The 23,082-nt window shown below is 36.7% G+C and carries 18 protein-coding genes; 11 read left to right on the top strand and 7 right to left on the bottom strand.

Annotated features, from left to right (window positions below):
• Positions 1-124: 124 nt before the first annotated feature.
• Together carB and I5M32_RS00800 are read right to left on the bottom strand one after the other, a co-directional pair.
• Entirely contained in the window at positions 125-2,962 is a 2,838-nt protein-coding gene (gene carB / locus I5M32_RS00805; protein WP_200583947.1) for a carbamoyl-phosphate synthase large subunit, read from the bottom strand.
• A 118-nt stretch (positions 2,963-3,080) separates the two neighbouring features.
• The gene (locus tag I5M32_RS00800) at positions 3,081-4,031 is read right to left on the bottom strand and encodes a TonB family protein (protein ID WP_317193080.1); all 951 of its coding nucleotides are present in this window, start codon (positions 4,029-4,031) and stop codon (positions 3,081-3,083) included.
• A gap of 145 nt (positions 4,032-4,176) precedes the next feature.
• Between I5M32_RS00800 and I5M32_RS00795 the strand changes: the two genes are divergently transcribed.
• The 4 genes from I5M32_RS00795 (at position 4,177) to I5M32_RS00780 (ending at position 9,066) form a co-directional block, all read left to right on the top strand.
• Entirely contained in the window at positions 4,177-4,701 is a 525-nt protein-coding gene (locus tag I5M32_RS00795) for a hypothetical protein (RefSeq protein ID WP_200583944.1), read from the top strand.
• Positions 4,702-4,763: 62 nt separating this feature from the next.
• A complete protein-coding gene (pnuC, locus tag I5M32_RS00790; RefSeq protein ID WP_200583941.1) occupies positions 4,764-5,402 on the top strand; it encodes a nicotinamide riboside transporter PnuC in 639 nt (212 codons plus the stop codon).
• A gap of 38 nt (positions 5,403-5,440) precedes the next feature.
• Positions 5,441-5,977, top strand: a complete 537-nt coding sequence (locus I5M32_RS00785; protein WP_200583938.1) for an AAA family ATPase — start codon at positions 5,441-5,443, stop codon at positions 5,975-5,977.
• 245 nt (positions 5,978-6,222) lie between these two features.
• Positions 6,223-9,066, top strand: a complete 2,844-nt coding sequence (locus I5M32_RS00780; protein ID WP_200583933.1) for a M16 family metallopeptidase — start codon at positions 6,223-6,225, stop codon at positions 9,064-9,066.
• Positions 9,067-9,139: 73 nt separating this feature from the next.
• Here the strand turns inward: I5M32_RS00780 and I5M32_RS00775 are convergent, their stop codons facing one another.
• The gene (locus I5M32_RS00775; RefSeq protein WP_200583930.1) at positions 9,140-9,826 is read right to left on the bottom strand and encodes a zinc metallopeptidase; all 687 of its coding nucleotides are present in this window, start codon (positions 9,824-9,826) and stop codon (positions 9,140-9,142) included.
• A 321-nt stretch (positions 9,827-10,147) separates the two neighbouring features.
• On the opposite strand from I5M32_RS00775, the gene I5M32_RS00770 reads away from it, so the two are divergent.
• From I5M32_RS00770 to I5M32_RS00760, 3 genes are all read left to right on the top strand, one after another.
• Positions 10,148-10,831, top strand: coding sequence for a DUF2490 domain-containing protein (locus I5M32_RS00770; RefSeq protein ID WP_200583927.1), 684 nt, complete (start codon positions 10,148-10,150; stop codon positions 10,829-10,831).
• 184 nt (positions 10,832-11,015) lie between these two features.
• Positions 11,016-12,329 (top strand): MBOAT family O-acyltransferase, encoded by a 1,314-nt coding sequence (locus tag I5M32_RS00765; RefSeq protein WP_234461820.1) that lies wholly within the window; start codon positions 11,016-11,018, stop codon positions 12,327-12,329.
• Positions 12,329-13,300: a hypothetical protein gene (locus I5M32_RS00760; RefSeq protein WP_200583922.1), complete on the top strand. Its 972-nt coding sequence runs from the start codon at positions 12,329-12,331 to the stop codon at positions 13,298-13,300. The genes I5M32_RS00765 and I5M32_RS00760 overlap by 1 nt, the downstream gene beginning before the upstream one ends.
• Positions 13,301-13,449: 149 nt before the next feature.
• On the opposite strand, the gene I5M32_RS00755 is transcribed toward I5M32_RS00760, so the two are convergent.
• The 4 genes from I5M32_RS00755 to I5M32_RS00740 form a co-directional block, all read right to left on the bottom strand.
• Positions 13,450-14,634 (bottom strand): class I SAM-dependent rRNA methyltransferase, encoded by a 1,185-nt coding sequence (locus tag I5M32_RS00755; protein WP_200583917.1) that lies wholly within the window; start codon positions 14,632-14,634, stop codon positions 13,450-13,452.
• A 154-nt stretch (positions 14,635-14,788) separates the two neighbouring features.
• Positions 14,789-15,169, bottom strand: coding sequence for a VOC family protein (locus tag I5M32_RS00750; protein WP_200583913.1), 381 nt, complete (start codon positions 15,167-15,169; stop codon positions 14,789-14,791).
• Positions 15,170-15,418: 249 nt separating this feature from the next.
• Positions 15,419-17,782, bottom strand: coding sequence for a TonB-dependent receptor (locus tag I5M32_RS00745; RefSeq protein WP_317193079.1), 2,364 nt, complete (start codon positions 17,780-17,782; stop codon positions 15,419-15,421).
• A gap of 421 nt (positions 17,783-18,203) precedes the next feature.
• A complete protein-coding gene (locus tag I5M32_RS00740; RefSeq protein ID WP_200583911.1) occupies positions 18,204-18,839 on the bottom strand; it encodes a hypothetical protein in 636 nt (211 codons plus the stop codon).
• 158 nt (positions 18,840-18,997) lie between these two features.
• Between I5M32_RS00740 and I5M32_RS00735 the strand changes: the two genes are divergently transcribed.
• The 4 genes from I5M32_RS00735 to I5M32_RS00720 all read left to right on the top strand — a co-directional run bounded on the left by I5M32_RS00735 (position 18,998) and on the right by I5M32_RS00720 (position 22,944).
• Positions 18,998-20,272, top strand: coding sequence for an FAD-dependent oxidoreductase (locus tag I5M32_RS00735; RefSeq protein ID WP_200583907.1), 1,275 nt, complete (start codon positions 18,998-19,000; stop codon positions 20,270-20,272).
• Between the two features lie 176 nt (positions 20,273-20,448).
• Entirely contained in the window at positions 20,449-21,189 is a 741-nt protein-coding gene (locus I5M32_RS00730; protein WP_200583904.1) for an MlaE family ABC transporter permease, read from the top strand.
• Positions 21,189-21,959: an ABC transporter ATP-binding protein gene (locus I5M32_RS00725; RefSeq protein ID WP_200583901.1), complete on the top strand. Its 771-nt coding sequence runs from the start codon at positions 21,189-21,191 to the stop codon at positions 21,957-21,959. Before I5M32_RS00730 ends, I5M32_RS00725 begins: the two co-directional genes overlap by 1 nt.
• 4 nt (positions 21,960-21,963) lie before the next feature.
• Positions 21,964-22,944, top strand: coding sequence for an MlaD family protein (locus I5M32_RS00720; RefSeq protein WP_200583898.1), 981 nt, complete (start codon positions 21,964-21,966; stop codon positions 22,942-22,944).
• The last annotated feature ends 138 nt before the right edge of the window (positions 22,945-23,082 follow it).

Here is a 23,082-nt window from a genome sequence, read left to right as displayed (position 1 = left end):
GCTAATTGGGCTAAAAAGAAAAACCATCCCAAATTAATGAGATGGCTAGAATATAAATAATATGATGTTTATTCGGGATAACCCGAGGGTTATCGTTACACATATGATAACCCGAGGGTTATCGCTACTTGCTCAAATACATAGATTTTTCTCTGTATAACTGAATAAAATGCGGGTCTTCTAAATCTTTGATAAAACGGATGGCTTCGCCTGTAGATTTCATTTCTGGGCCTAATTCTTTTTGTACCTCTGGGAATTTATGGTGAGAGAAAACGGGTTCTTTAATCGCATAACCTTTTAGCTTTCGCTCTATGGTAAAATCCTTCAGTTTTTTTGTGCCCAACATTATTTTTGTAGCAATGTTGATATAAGGAACATCATAAGCTTTCGCAATAAAAGGAACAGTTCTAGAAGCTCTTGGGTTGGCCTCTATCACATAAACGTCTCCATTCTTTATCGCAAATTGCATATTCATCAAACCTCTTATTTTTAATGCCCTGGCAATTTTATGGGTATATTCTTCCATTTTGGTTATCACATCCTTAGAAAGGTTAAATGGTGGCAACACCGCACTTGAGTCTCCAGAGTGGATTCCCGCTGGTTCTATATGTTCCATTAAACCTATGATATGAACATCATCGCCATCAAAAATAGAATCTGATTCTGCTTCTTCGGCCCTGTCTAAAAAGTGATCGATCAAAACACGGTTTCCCGGCAAATCGCCCAGTAATTTAACTACTGCTTTTTCAAGATCCTCGTCGTTTATCACAATGCTCATTCCTTGTCCGCCTAAAACGTAAGAAGGACGAACCAAAACAGGGTAACCAACTTCATTTGCCACTTTGATGGCTTCTTCGGCATCTTCTGCCACGCCATATTTTGGATAAGGGATCCCGAGGTCTTTCAACAGATCAGAAAAACGTCCACGATCTTCGGCAATATCCATATTTGGATAAGAGGTGCCGATGATTTTTATCCCCTTTTCATAAAGTTTCTCTGCCATTTTTAAAGCCGTTTGCCCACCAAGCTGAACAATTACGCCTTCTGGCTGCTCTAAATCTATAATTTCACGGACGTGTTCCCAAAAAACCGGTTCAAAATATAATTTATCTGCCATGTTAAAATCTGTAGAAACCGTTTCTGGGTTACAGTTTACCATGATAGATTCATATCCTTCCTCGTGTGCTGCGATTAACCCATGTACGCAAGAATAATCGAACTCTATGCCTTGCCCAATCCTATTAGGCCCCGAACCTAAAACAATCACTTTCTTTTTGTCTGATGGGACAGATTCATTCTCTCCATCGTAGGTAGAGTAAAAATAAGGCGTTTTTGCCTGGAACTCTGCCGCACAGGTATCCACCATTTTATAAACTCGGCGTAGGCCTAGCTCTTTTCTTCTATCATAAACATCGTCTTCTGTAACGTTGCCCAAAATCCAAGCGATTTGCACATCAGAAAAGCCTTTTTGTTTTAATGTTAGAAAAACATCTTTTGGGATATTGTTCAAGGAATAGCGCTTTAGCTCTTGCTCTAGCGTGGCTAATTCTTGTATCTGGTTTAAAAACCAACGATCAATTTTAGTGGCCTTTCTGATAGATTCTACCGGAACTCCCATCCTCATGGCATCTTTTATGGCAAACAAACGATCCCAACTTGGGTGTTCTAGCTTGTGCATAATATCTTCAATGTTTCGGTTTTGCTTACCGTCGGAACCTAAGCCCGCCCTACCAATCTCTAAAGATTGACAAGCTTTTTGTAAGGCTTCGATAAAAGAACGGCCAATTCCCATTACCTCGCCAACGGATTTCATCTGAAGGCCTAATTCCATATTTGCCCCTTTAAATTTATCGAAATTCCAACGAGGGATCTTTACGATCACATAGTCTAAGGTTGGTTCAAAATATGCGGATGTGGTTTTGGTGATCTGGTTTTCTAATTCATCCAGATTATACCCGATAGCCAATTTAGCAGCTATTTTTGCAATTGGGTAACCCGTTGCCTTTGAGGCCAAGGCCGATGATCTTGAAACACGTGGGTTAATTTCTATGGCGATGATCTTTTCATCTTCAGGGTTTACCGAAAACTGAACGTTACACCCACCCGCAAAATTCCCGATGGCCCGCATCATTTTGATGGCCTGGTTGCGCATATCTTGGTAACAACGATCAGACAATGTCATTGCCGGGGCAACCGTGATTGAGTCTCCTGTATGGATGCCCATAGGATCAAAGTTCTCTATTGAACAGATGATGATCACATTATCCTTATTATCCCTTAATAATTCCAACTCGTATTCTTTCCATCCCAAAACGGCTTGTTCTACCAAAACCTCATGCGTTGGCGAAGCTTGCAAACCGTGGGAAAGTGCGGCATCAAAATCTTCCTTTTTATGAACAAAACCGCCTCCGTAACCGCCTAAGGTATATGAAGGGCGAATTACCAAAGGAAAACCTATTTGTTGCGCTGCTTCTTTACCTTCTAAAAATGAATTGGCTATTTTAGATTTGGCTACGCCGATACCAATTTCTACCATTAGTTTCCTAAACTCTTCCCTGTTTTCGGTTTTCTCTATTGCGGCGGTATCTACACCAATTATCCTTACCCCGTATTTTTCCCAAACCCCGCGTTCTTCTGCCTCAATAGCTAAGTTTAAGGCCGTTTGGCCGCCCATGGTAGGTAAAACCGCATCAATTTGAGGTAGTTCTGCGCTCTCTTGGTGCAGTTTTAAAATCTCTTCTAACGAAGTAACATCCAAAGATTTTAAGTAAACATGGTCTGCAATTACCTTATCCGTCATGATGGTTGCCGGATTAGAATTGATGATGGAAACGATAATCCCTTCTTCTTTCAACGAAAGTGATGCTTGGGAACCGGCATAATCAAATTCGCAAGCTTGCCCAATAATAATAGGGCCCGAACCGATAATTAAAACTGATTTGATGGAGTTGTCTTTTGGCATGGCGTAAGTTTAAGGGGATTTTATACGCTTTTAAACAAAAATCCCGACTTGTTTGTCGGGATGCAAAGATAGAAAAACTAAAGTTTTTTAGCGGATAAATTTGAGATTTTTATTGGGTCTATCGGTAAGAGCCAAAGTGTTTGGTTCTGGAGGGCGAGCTGGTTTGAAGTTGAAAAAATATAGGAACCGTGTAGTTTACCCTTACCGGTTTTCCTCGTTGCGTACCGGGGTTCCATTTGGGAGAGAGATTGATTACCCTTAACGCTTCTTCATCACAGCCACCGCCTATTCCCTTTATTACTTTAGCATCTGTTAAAGCGCCATCTTTTTCTATAACAAATTGTAAGTAAACTCTTCCTTGCAGATTATTGTCTATTGCGTTTGAGGGATAACGTAAATTATGAGATAAAAAAGACCCAAATGCCGACAAACCACCATTAAACGTAGGAAAAGTTTCTAATTCATTATATTTAGTGGTTTTTCCTTCAGGATCAATTGTTTTTCCTGAAACAAATTTCCCACTATTATATTCATCTAAATACGTAACATTTAATTTCTTATTAACGGTTTTCCATTCTTTATCTTTATATCCCTTTAAATAATTTCCCTCTATGATGTTTCCGTTGCTTTCTATTAATTTGAAAGCCCCCGTTGCCTCTGCATCTAAAAAATTATTACCTAAGGAATCTTTAAACTCTTTTATTTGTTCAATCCTGTTTTGTTTATCATCAATATCAAAAATTACATCCTTTTTTAAAGCACCGTTATGATAATAATATTTTGATTCCCCTTTTAAAACCCCTTTAACAAAGATTTCTTCTGATTTTTTTTTGCCGTTGTGGTAATAACTAATTACGTTACCATTGTAGCTGGGTAAAAAATGATCGGTTGTAGAGTTACCAATTTTTTTAACGGTTTTATCTAAATAATATTCATTTACATCGTACAGGTTTTCGTTGTTTTTTGTTATAGAAATTGTTCTGGTAAAATCTGCACTATCAATCACACTTACTCTTGTTTCGCGGTTACCAAAAGGGGTATCTCGCATTTTAACAAAATATGTTTTCACATTTTTATTTTCTTGTGAATAGCACAATGTTATGCTAATGAGCAGTAGAAAGGTTATAAATAATTTCATGTATTTAGGTTTAAAACTCAATAATAATAATTTTAATGGAATAATCTTTGCCTTGTTGTTTGTAAAAAAAGAGATCATGAAAAAAGTAATAACAGGATTATTTGTACTTACGGCGGTTATCACAAGTTGCGCAACGGTACAATCAATAGTAAAATCTACCTTTCCTTATACTTCTACTTTAATTATACCGGCTTCTTCAGAAACGGGCAAAACCTTAACGGCAACAAGTAGCGCAAGTAGTTTTGATGAGATTTTTACAGGAAACGGCTCAAATACCAGTCAGATTTCGCAGGTAAGAATCAATTCGGCCAAAATAGAGGCAGAGAACCCTTCAAACCAAAACTTGGGTGTTTTTAAATCGGTACAAGTCTATTTGTTAAATGGCGCTAACCAAACCTTGGTAGCTTCTAGAAAAGATGTTTCTACAACTGTTGGCAATAGCCTGGTTTTAGATGTAGATAACAGTAAATTTTTGGATGATTATTTAAAATCTGGCAATGTTAAGGTAAGAGTAGAATATGTTTTGCAAAATGGTTTAAACGTTGATTTAAGCGTTAAGGCAAGTTTAGGTTTCAATGCAAGCCCTGCATCTACCAATTAGAATAACATTTATTTTGAACCCTAAAATCTTATCCCCATCTTTCGGGATAAGATTTTTTTGTTTTGGAACTGTTTTTACAACATATCATCGATCAAATTAGGGCTATCACTTGGATAGAATGGTTTGGTACAGTTACCGGGGCGCTTTGTGTTTATTTGGCGGCCAAAGAAAACGTCCTTAACTGGCCCATTGCTATTTTAAGCGTAACTACCTACATCTATATTTTCTACAATGCCAAACTTTATGGCGATACTATCCTTCAGTTCTACTTTTTGGCAACTTCTATTTATGGCTGGTATTATTGGACTTATGGCCAAGCCGCCAACCTAAAATCTGAGAGACCCATCGGTATCTTGAAACCAAAAGATTGGATGATTATTGCTTTGATATTGATCGGTTTCAGTTTGTTGATTGGTTTTCTTTTAAAAAAATATACAGATACCGATGTGCCATATATTGATGCTTTTTGCACCGTAACCAGTTTTATAGCTCAATATTTACTCACGAGAAAGAAATTAGAAAACTGGCTGATCTGGGTTTTTGTGGATATTATTTATATCCCTTTATACATTCATAAAAACCTTTTGGCTACTTCTGTGCTTTATTTTATATTCCTCTTTATTGCGCTTAAAGGTTATATAGATTGGAAGAAAAGCTATTCTAAAGCCGAAGGCTTAAAGCAAAAGGCAAAAATCATATAGCAGAGACAAGTAGTCTATATGATTATACTAGCAAGTTAATGGAGAAAAAAATAATCAAAATTGCCGTTGTTGGGCCAGAGTCTTCTGGGAAATCTACAGTTTCTGCGGCTTTGGCAAAACATTATAACACACTTTGGGTGCCAGAATATGCCCGTTATTATTGCGAAGGTTTAACAGGTGCCTGCACTTTACAAGATGAACTTAATATGTATTACGGACAGGTTGCTTTAGAAAAAGCGATGGAAACCGTTTTGCCCAGCCATTTAATGATTTGCGATACTACTTTTTTAACGGTTAAAATTTGGAGCGATCATCAATTGGGAGAAACTCCAAAACCTGTTTTAGATGGATTAAAGGTACATAAATACGATTTTTATATTCTGCTAAAAAACGATTTACCTTGGGAAGAAGATCCCTTGAGGGACTTTAAAGGGATGGGAGATTACTTTTTAGGGGTTTGGCATAAAGAATTGAAGGCAATCAACGCTAACTATCAAGAGGTTGGCGGGCAAACGGATAGATTAAAAAATGCAGTTAAAGCAATTGATAATTATTTATTTTCTTTAAACTTGTAGTTAATGCTTAATTAGAGCTTCTTTTTTTATTGAAAATCCATTAATAAAAACTGAAGATTAGATTAATCTGTTTGCGTTAGGGATTGAAACGTATACCGGCCTAGAGATGGGTGAGTGGGACAGCTTGTGGATAATGCCTTATGGCGTATGAGTGGAAAGCCCGCCCGAACGCCCAAATAACTTAATTTATATGGTAAATATTTATTTTATCCTAAACAAAACTATAATTACTCAAAATCAATTTTATGAAATTTAAGTACATCACCTCATCATTAGCGGTTGCTCTATTTATTGCCGCTTGTAGTCCCAAAGCTACTACGGTTAAAAAGGACGCAATGGCCACAGAGATGGCAAAAACACTACCAACAGACAGTAATGTTAAGATTGGGACGTTGCCAAACGGTTTAACTTATTACATCAGAAAAAACGTGGAACCTAAAAACAGGGCCGAGCTTTATTTGGTAAATAAGATAGGTTCTATTGTAGAGAACGACGACCAGCAAGGTTTGGCCCACTTTACAGAGCACATGGCTTTTAACGGGACCCGCGATTTCCCGAAAAACGAATTGGTAAATTATTTACAGAAAGCGGGGGTAAGGTTTGGTGCGGATTTGAACGCTTATACTGGCTTTAACCAAACGGTTTATCAATTGCCTTTACCAACGGATAGTACCGCTGTTTTTGAAAAAGGGTTTGATATTCTTTCTAATTGGGCCGGCTATTTAACGTTTGACGATAAAGAAATTGATCAAGAACGTGGTGTTATTGTAGAGGAAGACAGACAAAGGGGCAAAAACGCTCAAGAACGTATGAGCAAACAATTATTGCCGGTGCTATTGGCAAATTCTAGATATGCAGAAAGGATCCCTATCGGCAAGTTGGACATTATAAATAACTTCCAGCATCAAACGATCAGAGATTTTTATCATGATTGGTACCGCCCAGATTTACAGGCCGTTATTGCGGTTGGCGATTTTGACGTGAACAGGGTAGAGCAATTGATCAAGGATAATTTCTCTGAGCTTAAAAACCCGAAAGACGAAAGAAAAAGAGAACAATACGGCATACCCGATAATACGGCCCCTTTAGTTAAAATCGTAACCGACCCAGAGTTTCCGTACAATATTGGGATGGTTACTTATAAACATAAGGCAGAAAAGCTTTCTACAGAAGCTGATCTGAAGAAGAAAACCATGGTGTCGTTAATAAACATCATGCTCTCTAATCGTTTAACAGAGATCGTACAAAAAGGGAATGCGCCATTTATTTTTGCACAAAGCAATTACGGTGCTTTCCAGGGCGGTTTGGTAAATTTAGATGCATTTAATAGCGTTGCCGTTTCTAAAGATGCCGCAGGTTTAGAAGCCGCAGTTAAAGCAGTTGTTGCAGAAAACGTGAGGATGAAAAAATTTGGCTTTACCCAGCCAGAGTTGGATAGGGCAAAAATTAACATACAAACCGAAATTGATAAGCAGTTTAAAGAAAAAGACAAAACAAAATCGGCGGTTTTTGTACAAAAATATGTGAATAATTTCTTAAAGGGAGATGCTATCCCAAGTATAGATTATATGCACAATTTTTATACTGAAAACCTAAACTCCCTCTCTTTAGAAAACATTAATAAACTGGCGGCCGGTTTTGTTACAGACGATAACATGATTGCAATTATACAGGCTCCAGAAAAAGAAAAAGCCAATTTACCTTCAGAGGCAACTTATTTATCGTGGATCAAAACTGCAGGTGCCGATGTTACGCCTTATGTAGATAATGCGGTTAATAAGCCTTTAATGGCTACTAAACCTAAAGCAGGAACCATCACTTCAGAAAATAAGGTTGATGCCATTGGTGTTACAGAACTGACTTTATCTAATGGGATTAAAGTTGTTTTAAAACCAACTGATTTTAAAAACGATCAGATTTTGTTTTCTGCAACAAGCAAGGGCGGAACTTCATTGGCTTCTGATGCGGATTTCCGTTCGGCAGAAATAGCCGATCAACTGGTGGGATCGTCTGGTATTGCAGGTTTTGATGAGAACCAATTGGGCAAATTACTTACCGGAAAAGTGGTAAACGTAAACCCTTACATAGGTACTTACCGCCAAGGCATTAGCGGTTCTTCCTCTCCGAAAGATCTAGAAACGGCTTTACAGTTGGTAAACCTATATTTTACAGCCCCACGTAAAGACGAAAGCGTTTTAAAAACTCAATTAGAATCTATGAAAACGGTATTGAGCAATCGTTCTGATCAACCAATTGCTGTTTATCAAGATACCGCCAGTGCCGTTTTAAACAGCTACAAAAAACGGGCGCAAACCATTAAGGTTGATGAGTTAAACCAAATCAATTTGGATAAAGCGATCGGTTTCTATAAATCAAGATTTGCAAATGCCGGCGGTTTTGTTTTTACTTTTGTGGGCAACTTTAAAGTTGATGAGATCAAACCTTTATTAACCACATATTTGGCCAGCTTGCCAAGCACAGGAACGGCCGAAAACTTTAAAGACTTAGGTTTAGAGCCATTATCTGGTGATATCACTAAAAAAGTTTACAAAGGCTTGGAAGATAAAGCAACGGTTTCTTTGGTTTACCATGGCGGTTATGATTACAACGAGAAAAACAACCTTCAACTAGATGCTTTAAAAGAAGCTTTAAACATTAAAATTTTAGAGCGCTTAAGAGAGAAGGAAAGCGGCGTTTACAGTCCGAGGGTAAGCGTAAATTATGATAACGAGCCAAAACCCGAATACACCATTAGCATAGACTTTAGCTGTGCATCTGCAAACGTAGATAAGCTGATCAATGCCGCAAATGAAGAAGTTGCAAAATTAAGGGCAAACGGAGCAACCCAAGACGACATACAAAAGTTTAAAGCAGAAGAAAACCGCCAGTATGAGTTGCAACAAAGAGATAATGGCTTTTGGTTAGGTTATTTACAAGATGCTTACAGTAATGGTAAAAACCCAAGTGATGTTTTAACCTACTTAAAAACATTAGAACAAGTAACCGTTGCCAGCACAAAGCAAGCAGCAAACCAATATTTAAAACCTAATGATTACATCAAATTGATTTTACTGCCAGAAAAAAAATAAAATCTGGTTTTAACCTAAAAAGGCCCACCCCGGAAATTTCGGGTTGGGCCTTTTTTATATGGCTTAATGCCTTTTAATTACGCCTGCCAATAAGCATAGAAGCATAATAAACCAAAGTAGCCAAAGAAGATAAAGCGGCAACTACGTAAGTCATGGCTGCCCACCATAAAGCATCTTTTGCCTGTTGGTTTTCTAAACTTGTTTGCATAATTCCTTTATCTGTTTGTAACCAGGCTAAAGCCCTCCTACTGGCATCAAACTCTACGGGTAAGGTTATAAAACTAAAGATGGTTAAAATTGCCAGGGCACCAACCCCAACCGCTAACACCCAAGGGATCCCGCTAAATAACAACAAGAAAAAACCGATCATTAATGTCCATTGGATAATGTTGCTTGCCACGCCCACCATTGGAACCATAGCAGACCTAAACTGTAACCAAGCATAAGCTTTGGCGTGTTGTACCGCATGGCCACACTCATGGGCGGCAACCGCAGCGGCGGCAATACTTCTGCCGTGGTAAACATCTGGCGATAAATTTACCGTTCTGTTCTCTGGGTTGTAATGATCTGTTAGCTGCCCATCAACAGAAATGATCTCTACATCATAGATAGCATTATCTGTCAACATTTTCTTCGCTACTTCGGCACCGCTCAATCCAGAGGATAATGCGATTTCAGAATATTTTTTGAATTTGCTTTTAAAACGCCACTGCACTAAAAATCCAATTAATGCAACGGCTCCAAATAAGATTAATCCCATTTTATGTTTTTTTTATAATGATAGTCAAAAAGCATTCCTTTCAAAAATTTACAACAAACAATTTACTTTAGCTTTAAAATTCTTTTAAAAAAAGCAATCAAAGTGCTTTTAAAACCCTTAAATTCTATGTTTTACGATTATAAAACGCACTGATGTTGGATTTTTTCTTTGCCTGCCATTTTTACAGTCTCTTTTTTTTTACTAGCCTTAATAATTTCAATGTTAACTTTATGTTATTATAAAGATAAAATTATCTTTGCCTTAACAATTAATTAACCTCGTTTTAATAAAAAACTAAGGTTTTCATTAAACATTTTAAGATTGAAATATTTAAAATACAGCTTGCTCCTAATAATTTTATCAAGCTCAACCACCCTTTTAGCCCAAAACAGTAACCTTGGGAGTTGGAACTCCCTCAATATTAAATATAAACTCAGTAATAATTGGGGCCTATTTGGCGAAGCACAATTTCGCTCCCAAAACATCTACAACAATTTTTTTTATTATCAATATCTGGCTGGTTTTAGTTATAAATTCACAAAAAACGCATTTTTCTCTTTAGCGGCTGGGAGTTATCAAACTTTTGAGCCTGATGGGAATTTTACATTGCCTAAGAAAAATTCTGAATTTAGGCTTTCGCCGATGATAACCACCGAACAAAATTTAGGGAGGTTTGAAATCGAAAGCCGTTATAGGGCAGAATTCAGGTTTATCAATACAGGCTATAAAAACAGGTTTAGGTATCGTTTGGGCTTAGCTTATCCTTTCGGTAAAGAAATTAAAGATTATAAACCCTTTAAAATTAGCGCAAACGACGAGATTTTTCTGACTGATAAAGGCCCTTATTTTGAGAGAAACAGGCTATTGCTTGCTTTTAATTACAAAACATCAGAACATATCACATTACAAACCGGTTATCTGCGTCAATTTGATTATAAAACAGACCATCAGGAGGGTAAAGATTTCCTAGATTTAGGTATTTTATTCTCTTTTGCCAAAAAATAACCGCACAAAAAATAACTACTAAGCATTTTATTTGCCAAATTATTATATTTAAAAAATGTTTTGGTAAATGCTCTTTAATTCCTTTCATTTTTTATTTTTCTTTTTAGTAGTAACCTCTCTATATTTTACCGTTCCACACAAATGGAGGTGGCTTTTGCTGTTAGTAAGCAGTTGTTATTTCTATATGGCCTTTGTTCCCATCTATATTTTAATCTTGGGGATAACCATTGTGATAGATTACTTTGCCGGGATCAGCATAGAATCTGCAAAAGCAAAAAACCGAAAAGCTTTCTTGACCATCAGTTTAATAGCCAACATTTCTGTACTTTGCATTTTTAAATATTTTAACTTTTTAAATCATAATTTTTCTTTTTTGATGCATGGTTTTGGGCTTAAAAACCCCATCCCGTACTTGTCTATATTATTGCCCATCGGTTTGTCTTTCCATACTTTCCAAGCCATGAGCTATACCATAGAGGTGTATCGGGGTAACCAAAAAGCAGAAAGGCATTTTGGCATTTATTCGCTGTATGTGATGTTTTACCCGCAACTGGTGGCCGGGCCAATTGAACGACCTCAGAACCTGTTGCATCAGTTTAGAGAAAAACACCGGTTTGAATATTTTAGGGTTTCTGAAGGTTTAAAGCTGATTGTTTGGGGGTTTTTTAAAAAACTGGTTATTGCAGATCGGTTGGCAATTTACGTAAATGCCGTTTACAACAATGTGCCGCATCACTCGGGATTTAGCCTTTTTGTAGCTACAATTTTCTTTGCTTTCCAAATCTATTGCGATTTTTCTGCTTATTCTGATATAGCCATCGGTTTGGCAAAAGTGATGGGTTTTCATTTAATGACCAATTTTAACCGCCCGTATTTTGCCCGTAACATAGCAGAATTTTGGAAAAGATGGCACATCTCTTTATCTACCTGGTTTAAAGACTATCTGTACATTCCCTTAGGGGGAAACAGGGTTCCTGTACCTCGTTGGTATTTTAATTTATTCTTGGTTTTTTTGGTAAGCGGATTGTGGCATGGCGCAAATTGGACATATATAATTTGGGGCGCATTAAACGGTTTCTACCTTATTTTTGCCAATATTTCCCAAAAATTTCGTGATAAGTTTAACCAATCTGTTGGGTTAAACCAGGTACCTAAAATATCTGTTTTTGTGCAAACTACAATTACGTTTACACTTATTTGTTTTGCTTGGATATTTTTTAGGGCCAACCAGGTTACCGATGCTTTTACGATCATCAAAAAAATCAGCACATTAAGAGGGCCTTTATTTATAGAAAATCCATCAAAAATGATTTACTCTTTAGCAGCTATCGGTTTTTTGATGTTGATAGAATATAAGAGAGAATATTACAAGGGCAGGGTTAAGTTTTTCGACAATAAAAACTGGTTGGTAAGAAACTTTTCTTATGCTTCCTTGATCATTATCATTTTACTTTTTGGGGTTTTTGATGGCGGACAATTTATCTACTTTCAGTTTTAATGATGATGTTGGAAACCATTATCTATAAAATCAATAAGAGCGATTTCTCTTACTTTGTAATAAAACTTAGCCTGTTTCTGTTCTTGGTTTTTTCTTTGGATTTTATTATTGGGCATACTTTACGTTACTTTTATTTTAAGCAACAAAGCGGTTTACAATACGAAGCTACTTTTGCCATAGAAAAAACCAAAGCCAATGTTTTGATATTTGGATCTTCTAGGGCCTGCAACCATTATATCCCAAGCGTTTTAGAAGAAAAATTAGGATTAACTTGTTATAATGCAGGCAGGTATGGCAGCCCAATTTTATACCATTTGGCGGTTTTAAAAAGCGTTTTAAAAAGGTATCATCCAAAAATGATAATTTTAGATGTTAACCTTCAAGAGTTTGAAAAAATAGAGGGAAGTTACGATGTGCTTTCTTCTTTGCTCCCTTATTACAAAACACATCCCGAAATGCGCTCTATCATAGAGATGAGAGGCAAATACGAAAAGCTGAAATTGCTTTCGGGCATTTATCCGTTTAACTCAGAAATGCTTACGATCGCCATAGGCAATACCGAAATGAATAAAAAAAGACGCGATACATTTGATGGCTATATCCCGTTGAGAAATAAATGGATTGATCCAATTCCAGATTATGCCTTTCCTCAAGATTATGATGTTGATAGCAATAGGTTACAGGCTTATAAGGTTTTTATCAACGATTGTAAGAAAGCAAATGTTAATCTGTATATAGCCTGTTCTCCGTATCTTTCAAAAAATCGTTTTAAAGATCGTTCAATAAGTATCGCCAAAGCAATCGCAAAAAAAGAGAATGTCCCTTTTTTTGATTATTCTAACTATTTACCTTTGATCAAACCCTATTTATATCATGATACTCCTCACCTAAACCAAGATGGCGCAAGGTTTTATTCTAATTTGGTGGCAAATGAAATTTTAAAGACCTCCCTCATCAAGGGAATAAGATAACCGGGTTGGGGTTTAAAGGTGTTATAAAATATGAATGCCTTTTTGCCTCAAATACATTGGTTTTAAAACCTTACGGATGCCTGCTATTTCCTTTAGCCCTATCTTTTGAACACGTTTAGGGTCATAAATCTGGCGAAAGCCAAAAAGATTTAATAAACCCTACATAAAAGACCTTTCAGATATTCGCCCTCGGGGAAAGATGATCTTATGGGATGGTCTGCCGGTTGGTTAAATTGATGAATGATTTGAACTTCTTTACCCGCATCTAAAGCCGCCCAGGCAATGATTTGTTTAAAAGTTTCCATATCCACCGCACCAGAACAACTAAAAGTGGCCAACAAACCGCCACTTTCTAAAACCTGCATTCCCAAACGGTTTAAATCTTTGTAAGCCCTTGCCGCTCTATCTAATGCAGATCGCGAAGGTGCATATTTTGGTGGGTCTAAAATAACGATATCGAATTTTTGGTTTTCTTCTTTAAATAGCCTTAGCTGTTTATTTACATCGTTTTGTATGGGCGCAATTTTAAAAGGGTCAAATCCGTTTAATGCCACGTTTTTTCTTAAAGTCTCCATCGCCAAAGCAGAGCTATCAACGGCTACCAATTCTTTTGCGTCGTTTGCCAAAGCATTTAAGCCAAAACCACCACTGTAAGAAAAGCAATCTAAAACCGATTTGCCTTTTACAAAACCAGCCAATATTTTACGGTTTTCTCTTTGGTCGCAATAAAAACCCGACTTTTGTCCTTCAACAATGTTGATGTGGTATTTGATCCCGTTTTCTATCACCTGCACAAAATCTGGTGGTAATTCTCCCCAAAGCAATCCTTCAGAAGCAGCCAAGCCATCGTGGGCTCTTGCCTTATCATCGCCTTTATCAAAAATCCCTTTTGTACCCGTTAGTTTTTGCAGTTCATCCAAAATAACGGATTTCATCTGCTCTACGCCAGTTGTTAAAATTTGTACGGCTAAATAATCTCCGTATTTATCAACAATTAAACCGGGTAAAAAATCTGATTCACTAAAAATTAAACGACAAGTATTGTTATGGTCGTTTAAAATGGGGGTTCTTGCATTAACTGCTTTTTTAATCCTTTCTCGCCACCAATTTTCATCGGGTATTTCTTCTTCCTTAAAACTCAGCAACCGTATGGCAACCCTAGAAGCATCGTTAAAATAGCCGTAAGCTAAAAACTCTTCTTTTTGGGAAAGCACCTTAACTAACTCGCCATTTTGCGGCTTAGTTTTTAAAGCTTGCAAAGCCCCAGAAAAAACCCATGGATGTTGGTGTAAAACCGCTTTTTCTTTGCCTTTGTTTAATAGAACCGAAATCATGCTGTAAATGTAAGAAAAGGATGATTAGTTTTTGGGGGATTAAAGTTGGTTTTAGAGCGGGGAATGATTTGATCGATTGGATAGTCGCTTTATACTATATAGCATAGCGACTTTGCTTGTGAGATGCTCCCTTTATTTTGCCAAATAAACAATATCATTTATCTGCTAAAACAGAAATCACGTTTCCGTCTGGGTCTCTAAACCAAGCAATGTTTGGGCCTTTATCTGATCTGGAAATACCTTTTTCATCTGTTTTTATATCGCCACCATAAATCTCGAATTTTACTCCTTTTTTAATTAGCTCATCAACGGTTTTTTCAATGTCATCAACCTTAAAATTTAAGACCGTAAAAGTAGCCGAAAGATGATTTGGTTTTGGATAGATGATAATAGGATGATTGCCCTCTAAATGAAGCTCTAACAAACCCATTTTATTTTCCTTTACTTCCAAACCTAAGGTGTCTGAATAAAATTCTTTGGCTTTCTGTAAATCCTTTACAGAAAAACCACTAAAAGCATAGCTGTTTTTTAACATGATGATTTATTTTAGATATTATAAACAGAGCTCACAAAAAAATAAATATGCCGAGCCCAAATAAAACACTTGGCAACCGCAGGGTGTAATAACGGTTTTAATTCTTTTATAATGGTTAACATTTTGGCTTTAATTCTTTTATAAGCAAAGATTAAAAATTATGCCGAAATGCTTTTTAAGCAAAAAAATGTGGGCTAAAAGATTGTTTTTTAGCCCACATTTTTGAAAGGTATTTTAAAGCCTAATTATTTAAAACTTTAAGCTCAGAGAAAGCAAAAAGTTGGCTTCGGCTTGTGGAAAATAATAGTTTTCTGTGGTTAGGCCACCATCTATATAGCTAAACGTATAACCGTTACTTTCATAAAGCGTATTAAAAATATTGTTTACCAATAAACCAACGCCCAATTTTTTGATGTTCTTTAACTTAAAATCGTAACTCAAGCGTAAATTGTTTACAAAGAAGGCATCTAACTTTCTACTATTGTTGGCCGTATTATCCAAAAACTGCTTGCCCACATATTTGCTCAAAAATGCAATTTCCGATGCTTTGGTTGGCTTAAAAGAAATAGTGCTTCCGCCAACAAAGCTGGGCGAAAATGCCAAATCTGTTTTACTATATGTGTTTTTAACTTGTCCGCCGTTATCGTAATCATCAATAAACTCTTCAAAGTTTTTTACTTTATTTTGGCTAAAAGCCGATGTGATGCCCCAGCTCAGTTTTGGCAAAACCGCAAAGGTTGCATCTAGCTCAATTCCGTTTCTGTAACTGTTTGCCACATTAGAACGGATGTAAGCACCTACATCGTTGATCTGCCCGGTTAAAACTAATTGGTCTTTATAAATCATAGAATAAATGTTTGCGCCAATATTAAACCTCGCTTTTTTAATTCTATAACCAACTTCAACATCGTTTAAACGCTCTGGCTTTGGCCTGCTATCTGGCGTAGATTCCGTGTAGTCATCTCTATTTGGTTCTTTGTTGGCCACGGCAAAAGAAGCATATAAATTACTTTGAGGGTTAATTTGGTAGGTTAAGCCAACTTTTGGGTTAAAGAAATTGAGGGAAACACTTTGTCCAACATTGTTTTTATTTCTATCGAAACCTAAAAAATCATAGCTAATGTTACGGAGTTGCAAATCTCCAAAAAGAGAAAACTGATTAAGCTGAACGCTTGCTTTTCCAAATGCGTTAAAATCGGTTTTAAACCCGTTATCAAAATAATAACGCTGTCTAATTTTACTGTCAGAAGCAAACTGTGCCCAAATCACTTCGCCATAATGATCGCCATTGTATTCATTATAAGCCCCGCCCAAGGTAAAATCTAATTTAGAAGACGGTTGATAACGAAAAGCGTAAGTAAGCCCATAAAAATCGTTCGCCAGCCAACGCCTCCTTATCAAATCAGAATTTGTAATGGTTTGGTTTCCTATAATTACATTGTTGATCTTATAATCATATAACGTTTGGTTTTTCTTGTATTCTTCATAGTAGCCGCTGCCGCGAGTATAATGCAAAGCACCGTTAAAAGATAGTTTGGCACTAAAGCTTTTAGAATATAAAAGCTGATAATTGTCTTGCTGATAATTATCGGTTTGATCATCATAAGTAAATTCATTAAACCTGCGGTCGGTTGCTAATTTATCTTCTGGAACCCCATTCCATGCTTGGTAGGTTTTTTCTTTGCCAGAGAAAACATTAAGGCGCAAAAGACTAGATTTACCATAATAAGCTCCGGATAAAAAATAGGATTTCAATCTTGATGATGCCCTATCAATATAACCATCAGAGACTATCCTTGACAGCCTTCCATCAAAACTAAATTTGCCGTTTATTAAACCTGTGCCTAGGCTTACCGTATTCTTGAAGGTGTTATAAGAACCGGCAGAAGAGTTTACTTCGGCGTAAGCCTGATCATTTAAAGTATTGGTTAGGATATTTAAACTTCCACCAAAAGCCCCGGCACCGTTGGTAGAAGTTCCTACGCCACGTTGTATCTGGATATTTTCCACTGATGAGGCAAAATCTGGCAAATCCACAAAATAAGACCCTTGGCTTTCTGTATCGTTATAAGGAATACCGTTGATGGTAACGTTAATCCTTGTTGCATCAGAACCTCTAATTCTTAAACCTGTATAACCTACACCTGCACCAGCATCAGAAAAAGTGACTACGTTTGGCGTTTGATCTAATAGATAAGGCAAGTCTTGCCCGAAATTATTTTTTTCAATATCCGCCTTTTTTAGGTTTTTAAAAGTGGTTGCCGAGTTTTCTGAAGCCCTAGTGGCGTTCACAATCACCTCATCGGTTATTAAATCGCTTTTTTGTAGCTTGATGTTAAGTGCCTGGTCATTATTAATAGATAAGCTTATTTCTTGGGTTTTATAGCCAACAAAACTAATAACCAAGGTATAATTACCGCCTTTGATCTTTTTTATTTGGTAATTGCCTTCATTATCAGACTGTGTAGAACCTATTGTTCTTAGGTTTAGGGCGGCACCCATCAAAGGTTCGTTGTTTTCAGAACTTGTTACTTTTCCGCTCAGTTTATACTGCGCCAACAATAAAACCGGACAGGCCATGGCAATAATTGCCGAAAGGATAAATTTTTTCAATTTGATTTTTTTTAAGTTAAACAGCCCAGCGATAGGGGTTACCGCCTTCGTAAAATTTTAACTTATACCTTGTTCCCTACGCCGGCATTATCCGGATCAGGTGTACGAAAAGGCTTAGGGTTTGAGGCCGAAGGTTTAAGGTTTTAACCTTTTACCATGCACCTTTAACCGTTTACCTCAACGTAGGGTATGTTCTCAGCCTGTTTTTGTATTTGTGGGGATAAATGAGCTAGCATCAAATTTCCGTATAACACAAACAAGGCACCCCTTATTGATGGCGCAAATATAGAATTATAATCGGTGTTTTTGATAAATAGATTTTGATAAATGTAGGGAAACAGAAAATATTTATTAGCTAAAAGTAATAATGAGTAAAGAGGCCCAGATCAAGCAAAAACTCTTTCCAAACCTGTTGGTGGTTTTAAAAAATCATGCTCGCTAATGCCCGATCGCCATGTATTTGATAATATTGGCTGGCCTCTAAAGAATCGATTAAGCCAGCAAACAAGAGCCAAGCGATTTGTTGATCAATGTAGATCAAAGCTTTATACGCCCCATCTTCACAAAACATCCATCTGTTATTCTCTTTTTTAATGTTCCAAACATTGCCAGCTTCTCCAACAATTTCAACTTTTAAAACATCTCCCTCCCCAGCCTCAACATATTTGTATTTAGCGGGCAATCCCTTTAAAAGGATATTCAAATAAGGTCTGTAATATTTTGCCCCTAAAAGCTTTTGGCTGTTTAAAGCATAAAATATATGTTGATGCTTTTCCCATCTTTTTAGATATTCAATTTGCAATTGCTCCTTATCTAAACTGTTTAACCCCTTTTGATCAAGATCGATCTGTTTATCAAATCTCTTAATAACCTCACTGCCCGTGAGCTTGTTATTTTCTGGCGGTGCGTAAATTTTCTCTTGTAAAAGGTTTATTACCGCATCTTTTACGGTTATATTTTTAAAAGATAACTTTCTGCTCCACTCCTTATCATTCAATGTTTTTAAAAGCAGGAGTAATTCTTTATCTAATTTTTTTAACAAAGCCTTTATTTCCATCGCCAAAGATTAAACCTATAAATTAAATTTACATATTTGTTAAATATCGCTTTAATGTTTCGCTGTTAATTGATTTATTTTTGTCATTAAGCGGTTAAAATTTGTTAAAATCAAAACGGTTATAAAATTTAATCCCAACGAAAATCGTTAATCAGTTTATGATCATAAAAAGAATTATTTGGATTGCCCTTGTTTTCTTAACGGTAAAAACCCAAGCCCAATATAAGCCAGACATAATCGTTATCGGCGGTTCTGCCGCAGGTACCGCAGCTGCAATACAAGGCGCAAGAAGCGGTGTCAAAACATTATTGATTGCGCCAAGCGATAATTTGATTGGAGATGTTCCGCCTTCAATGAACATCCCCGCTTTTGATCTAGGCTTATGGAAAGAATGGAAAGACAAGTTTATCAAAACCGCTGATACGGTTAACACCACCCCTCAATTGGTATTAGAATCTATCGTGAAAAACACCAAAGATTTATCATTCTTAAAAGCTACGCCAATATTGGGTATAGCGCAAAAGAAAAACGGCTGGGAGGTAAAGGTAAATATTAACGGTAAGCCAGAAGATATTAAATGCAAGGTTTTGGTAGATGCTACCACCAATAGCGCAAATTCCCTATTAACCCAATTTAACGTTTTAAGTTTAGATAAAGAAGGTAAATTTGATAACCTGGTTTCTTACACCAAAGAAAAAAGGAACAAGCCTTACGATCAAACCCAAAAATTATATAGAACAAGCGGTGCCGCGGGTTTTGGTAAAGATAGCGTTCTTAATTTTATTCCTTTGGGCGTGTTTATCCCCATAGAAAAAGAAAATTTACTGGTTGTTTCTATGTCGGCTTTTAAAGATTTTGATACCGATGATTTCAAAAACATTGCGCTATGGACAAACATGGGGCAGGCTGTTGGTGCTTTGGCCGCTTATGGGCCATTCTTCGATACTACGCCAGCAAAAGCCAACATCCGGTTAACGCAATCAGAAATGTTTACCTATCAGAGTTTTTTATATCCTGTTTTAGATATTAAAACAAACGATGCTTTTTATAACGCCATACAAAAAACAATTTCTACCGGACTATTAAAGTTCGATTTTAAAACTGGGCGTTTTAACCCAAATGAATTGGTTAAAAATTCTGATATAAAACCCATCATGACAGAGATTTACCCAAGGGCTAAAATTTGGTTCATAGAAAACAAACCCGATACCTTAACGCTTAAAAACGTGATCTCGCTGTTCAGCTTTATTAGCGGTAAAGATCCAATAACCATGCAAGAAGAAATAATGAAAGGGGCCATTGAAAAGTTTGGTTTCTCGCCAGATTTTAAAGATACGACCCTGATCAATAAAAGAGCGTTTGCAATCCTTTCGGATATTTATTTGTCTCCATTTAACACAAACGTAGATTTTAATGGCTATTTACAAAGGTAGCAACGGGTTTAATCGTTTGATTAATCTTACAATATCCTTACTTAACTAATGGTTTAAAAAAAATTTAATTGATACTTTTGCAATGTTAAATCAATGGAATAGTTGTTGTTAAACAATTGTTTTAATAAAATATTTTGGAGGTAAAAAATTCCCGTTTTTCGCAAAAGTTTAATAATATGTTCTTGGAAATTTACCGGGTTCATACATTCATCATCAAGTTTTTTAAAGAGGCTTTTAGCCCGCCTTTTGAAGGTAAAGAAATCTTAAAACAATGCTATCAGGTTGGTTACAAATCTTTAGCGCTAATATCATTAACGGGTTTCATAACAGGGATTGTTTTTACCAAGCAATCTAGGCCTTCATTGGCAGAGTTTGGCGCAACATCTTGGTTGCCATCTTTAGTTGGCATAGCCCTGTTAAGAACCCTGGCCCCTTTATTAACAGCCTTAATATCTGCCGGCAAGGTGGGTTCTAGTATCGGTGCAGAGCTTGGCTCTATGAAAGTAACCGAGCAGATAGACGCTATGGAGGTTTCTGCCACTAACCCCTTTAGTTATTTGGTGGTTACAAGGGTTTTGGCAACAACCATTACCATTCCCATTTTAACTTTTTATACCGCATTTGTGGGGTTATTGGGCGGCTTCTTAAATGTAACATTATCAGAAAGCGCAAGTTTTAGTGCTTTTGTACAATCTTTTTTAGAATCAATTACATTTTTAGATGTGATTGCATCTACCGTAAAAGCAATTATTTTTGGCTTTACCATTGGGATGGTAGGTTGTTACCAGGGTTTCAATTCTACAAAAGGTACAGAGGGCGTGGGCAAAGCCGCCAATTCTGCCGTTGTGATCGGGATGTTTCTAGTATTTATGGAAGAGGTAATCGCCACCCAGATTACTTTTATGTTTAGGACCTAATGAAAGCAAAGAGCGAAACAACCAGCAAAGAAAAAGTAATTGCCATTAAGGGGGTTACAAAATCTTTTGGCGATTATCAGGTGCTTAAAGGGGCCGATCTTAACCTCTATAAGGGAGAAAACCTGGTGGTTTTAGGCCGTTCTGGTACCGGCAAATCGGTTTTGATCAAAATCATTTCTGGTTTGCTTACCCAAGATAGTGGAACCGTAAACGTATTGGGGAAAGATGTAAATCAATTAAAAGCAAAAGAACTTTTAGAATTAAGGCTAAGGATCGGTTTTTCTTTTCAAAATAGTGCCTTGTACGATAGCATGACGATTAGGCAAAACCTAGAGTTTCCATTGATCAGAAACAAGAAAAAACTCACCAAAGCAGAAATAAATAATGCCGTAGAAACAGTTTTAGATGCCGTAGGGCTAATGCAGACCATTAACCAAATGCCCTCAGAACTTTCTGGCGGTCAAAGAAAAAGGATTGGGATAGCCCGTACCCTTATTCTGCAACCAGAAATTATGCTTTATGACGAACCAACTGCCGGGCTAGATCCAATTACTTGTTTAGAAATAAACAGTTTGATCAATGAGGTTCAAGAACGCTACAAAACAAGCTCTATCATCATTACCCATGATCTAACATGCGCCAAAGAAGTTGGTAACAGAATTGCAATGCTCTTGGATGGCCAGTTTCAAAGAAAAGGCACTTTTAACGAGGTTTTTGATACTGATGACGCAAGAGTAACACCATTTTTTGAATATAATTTTATACAATAAATATATGAGCCAAACAAAAGACAATAAAAAGGCCATAACCGTAGGCATATTTCTATTTATAGGCATTGCGATATTTTTATTAGGTGTTTTTACCCTAGGGGGGCAAAGGAAAACATTTGTTAAGAGTTTTCAGTTGAGCGTTATTTTTAACGATATACAAGGTTTAAAAATAGGTAATAACGTTTGGTTTTCTGGTGTTAAGGTAGGTACCATCAAAAAAATCCAGTTTTACGGCACCTCACAGGTTAAAGTAACTTTAAGCGTAGAAGAAGAGGCCCACAGGTATATCCATAAAAACGCTAAAGCAAGCATTGGGTCCGATGGTTTGATCGGAAACAAGATTGTGGTAATTGATGGTGGTTCCCCAAAATTTCCTTTTATAGAAGATGGGGATGTAATAGCCGTTAATACTACGCTTTCTACAGATGATATTATGAAAACCCTTCAGGTTAACAACAAAAATCTGCTGGATATTACTTCAAACTTTAAGATCTTAGCAAAAGACATGGTTGATGGCAAGGGCACCGTTGGGGCATTGCTTACCGACCAGAAAATTGCAGATAACTTTAAGGCAATAGTTGCTAATTTGCAAAACACTACACTTGCGGCAAATAAAATGGCGCTTCAGTTAAACGCCTTTAGCAATAAATTAAACACCAAGGGTGGTTTGGCAGATAAAATGCTTACCGATACCCTGGTTTTTGCAAAATTTCAAAACTCGGTAGCAGAATTTCAAAAAACCGCAACATCGGCTGCCGCACTTACAGAAAATTTAAACAAAGCATCTGCAAAATTGAACGATAAAGACAATGTTGCCGGCGTAATGCTAAACGACCCTGCGGCTGCAGATCAAATTCGTTCTACTATTAAAAACCTACAAACAAGTAGCGAAAAATTAGATCAAGATTTAGAGGCATTGCAGCACAATTTTTTACTGCGGGGCTTTTTTAAGAAAAAAGCGAAAGAAGCAGAGAAACAGAATTAAAATATCAAATAAAAAGACCCCCTAGTTTGCTTTGTAGAGGGTCTAAATATACTTTTTATTAGCTTAAAGGCGTTTAGCCTACCATTGTATCTTTCATAATCTTTTCTTTTATAATCTTTCCTAAAAATAATGAATTCA

Source organism: Pedobacter segetis, assembly GCF_016623585.1.
Classification (GTDB): Bacteria; Bacteroidota; Bacteroidia; order Sphingobacteriales; family Sphingobacteriaceae; genus Pseudopedobacter; species Pseudopedobacter segetis.
This window is presented reverse-complemented; position numbering and strand designations above follow the sequence as displayed.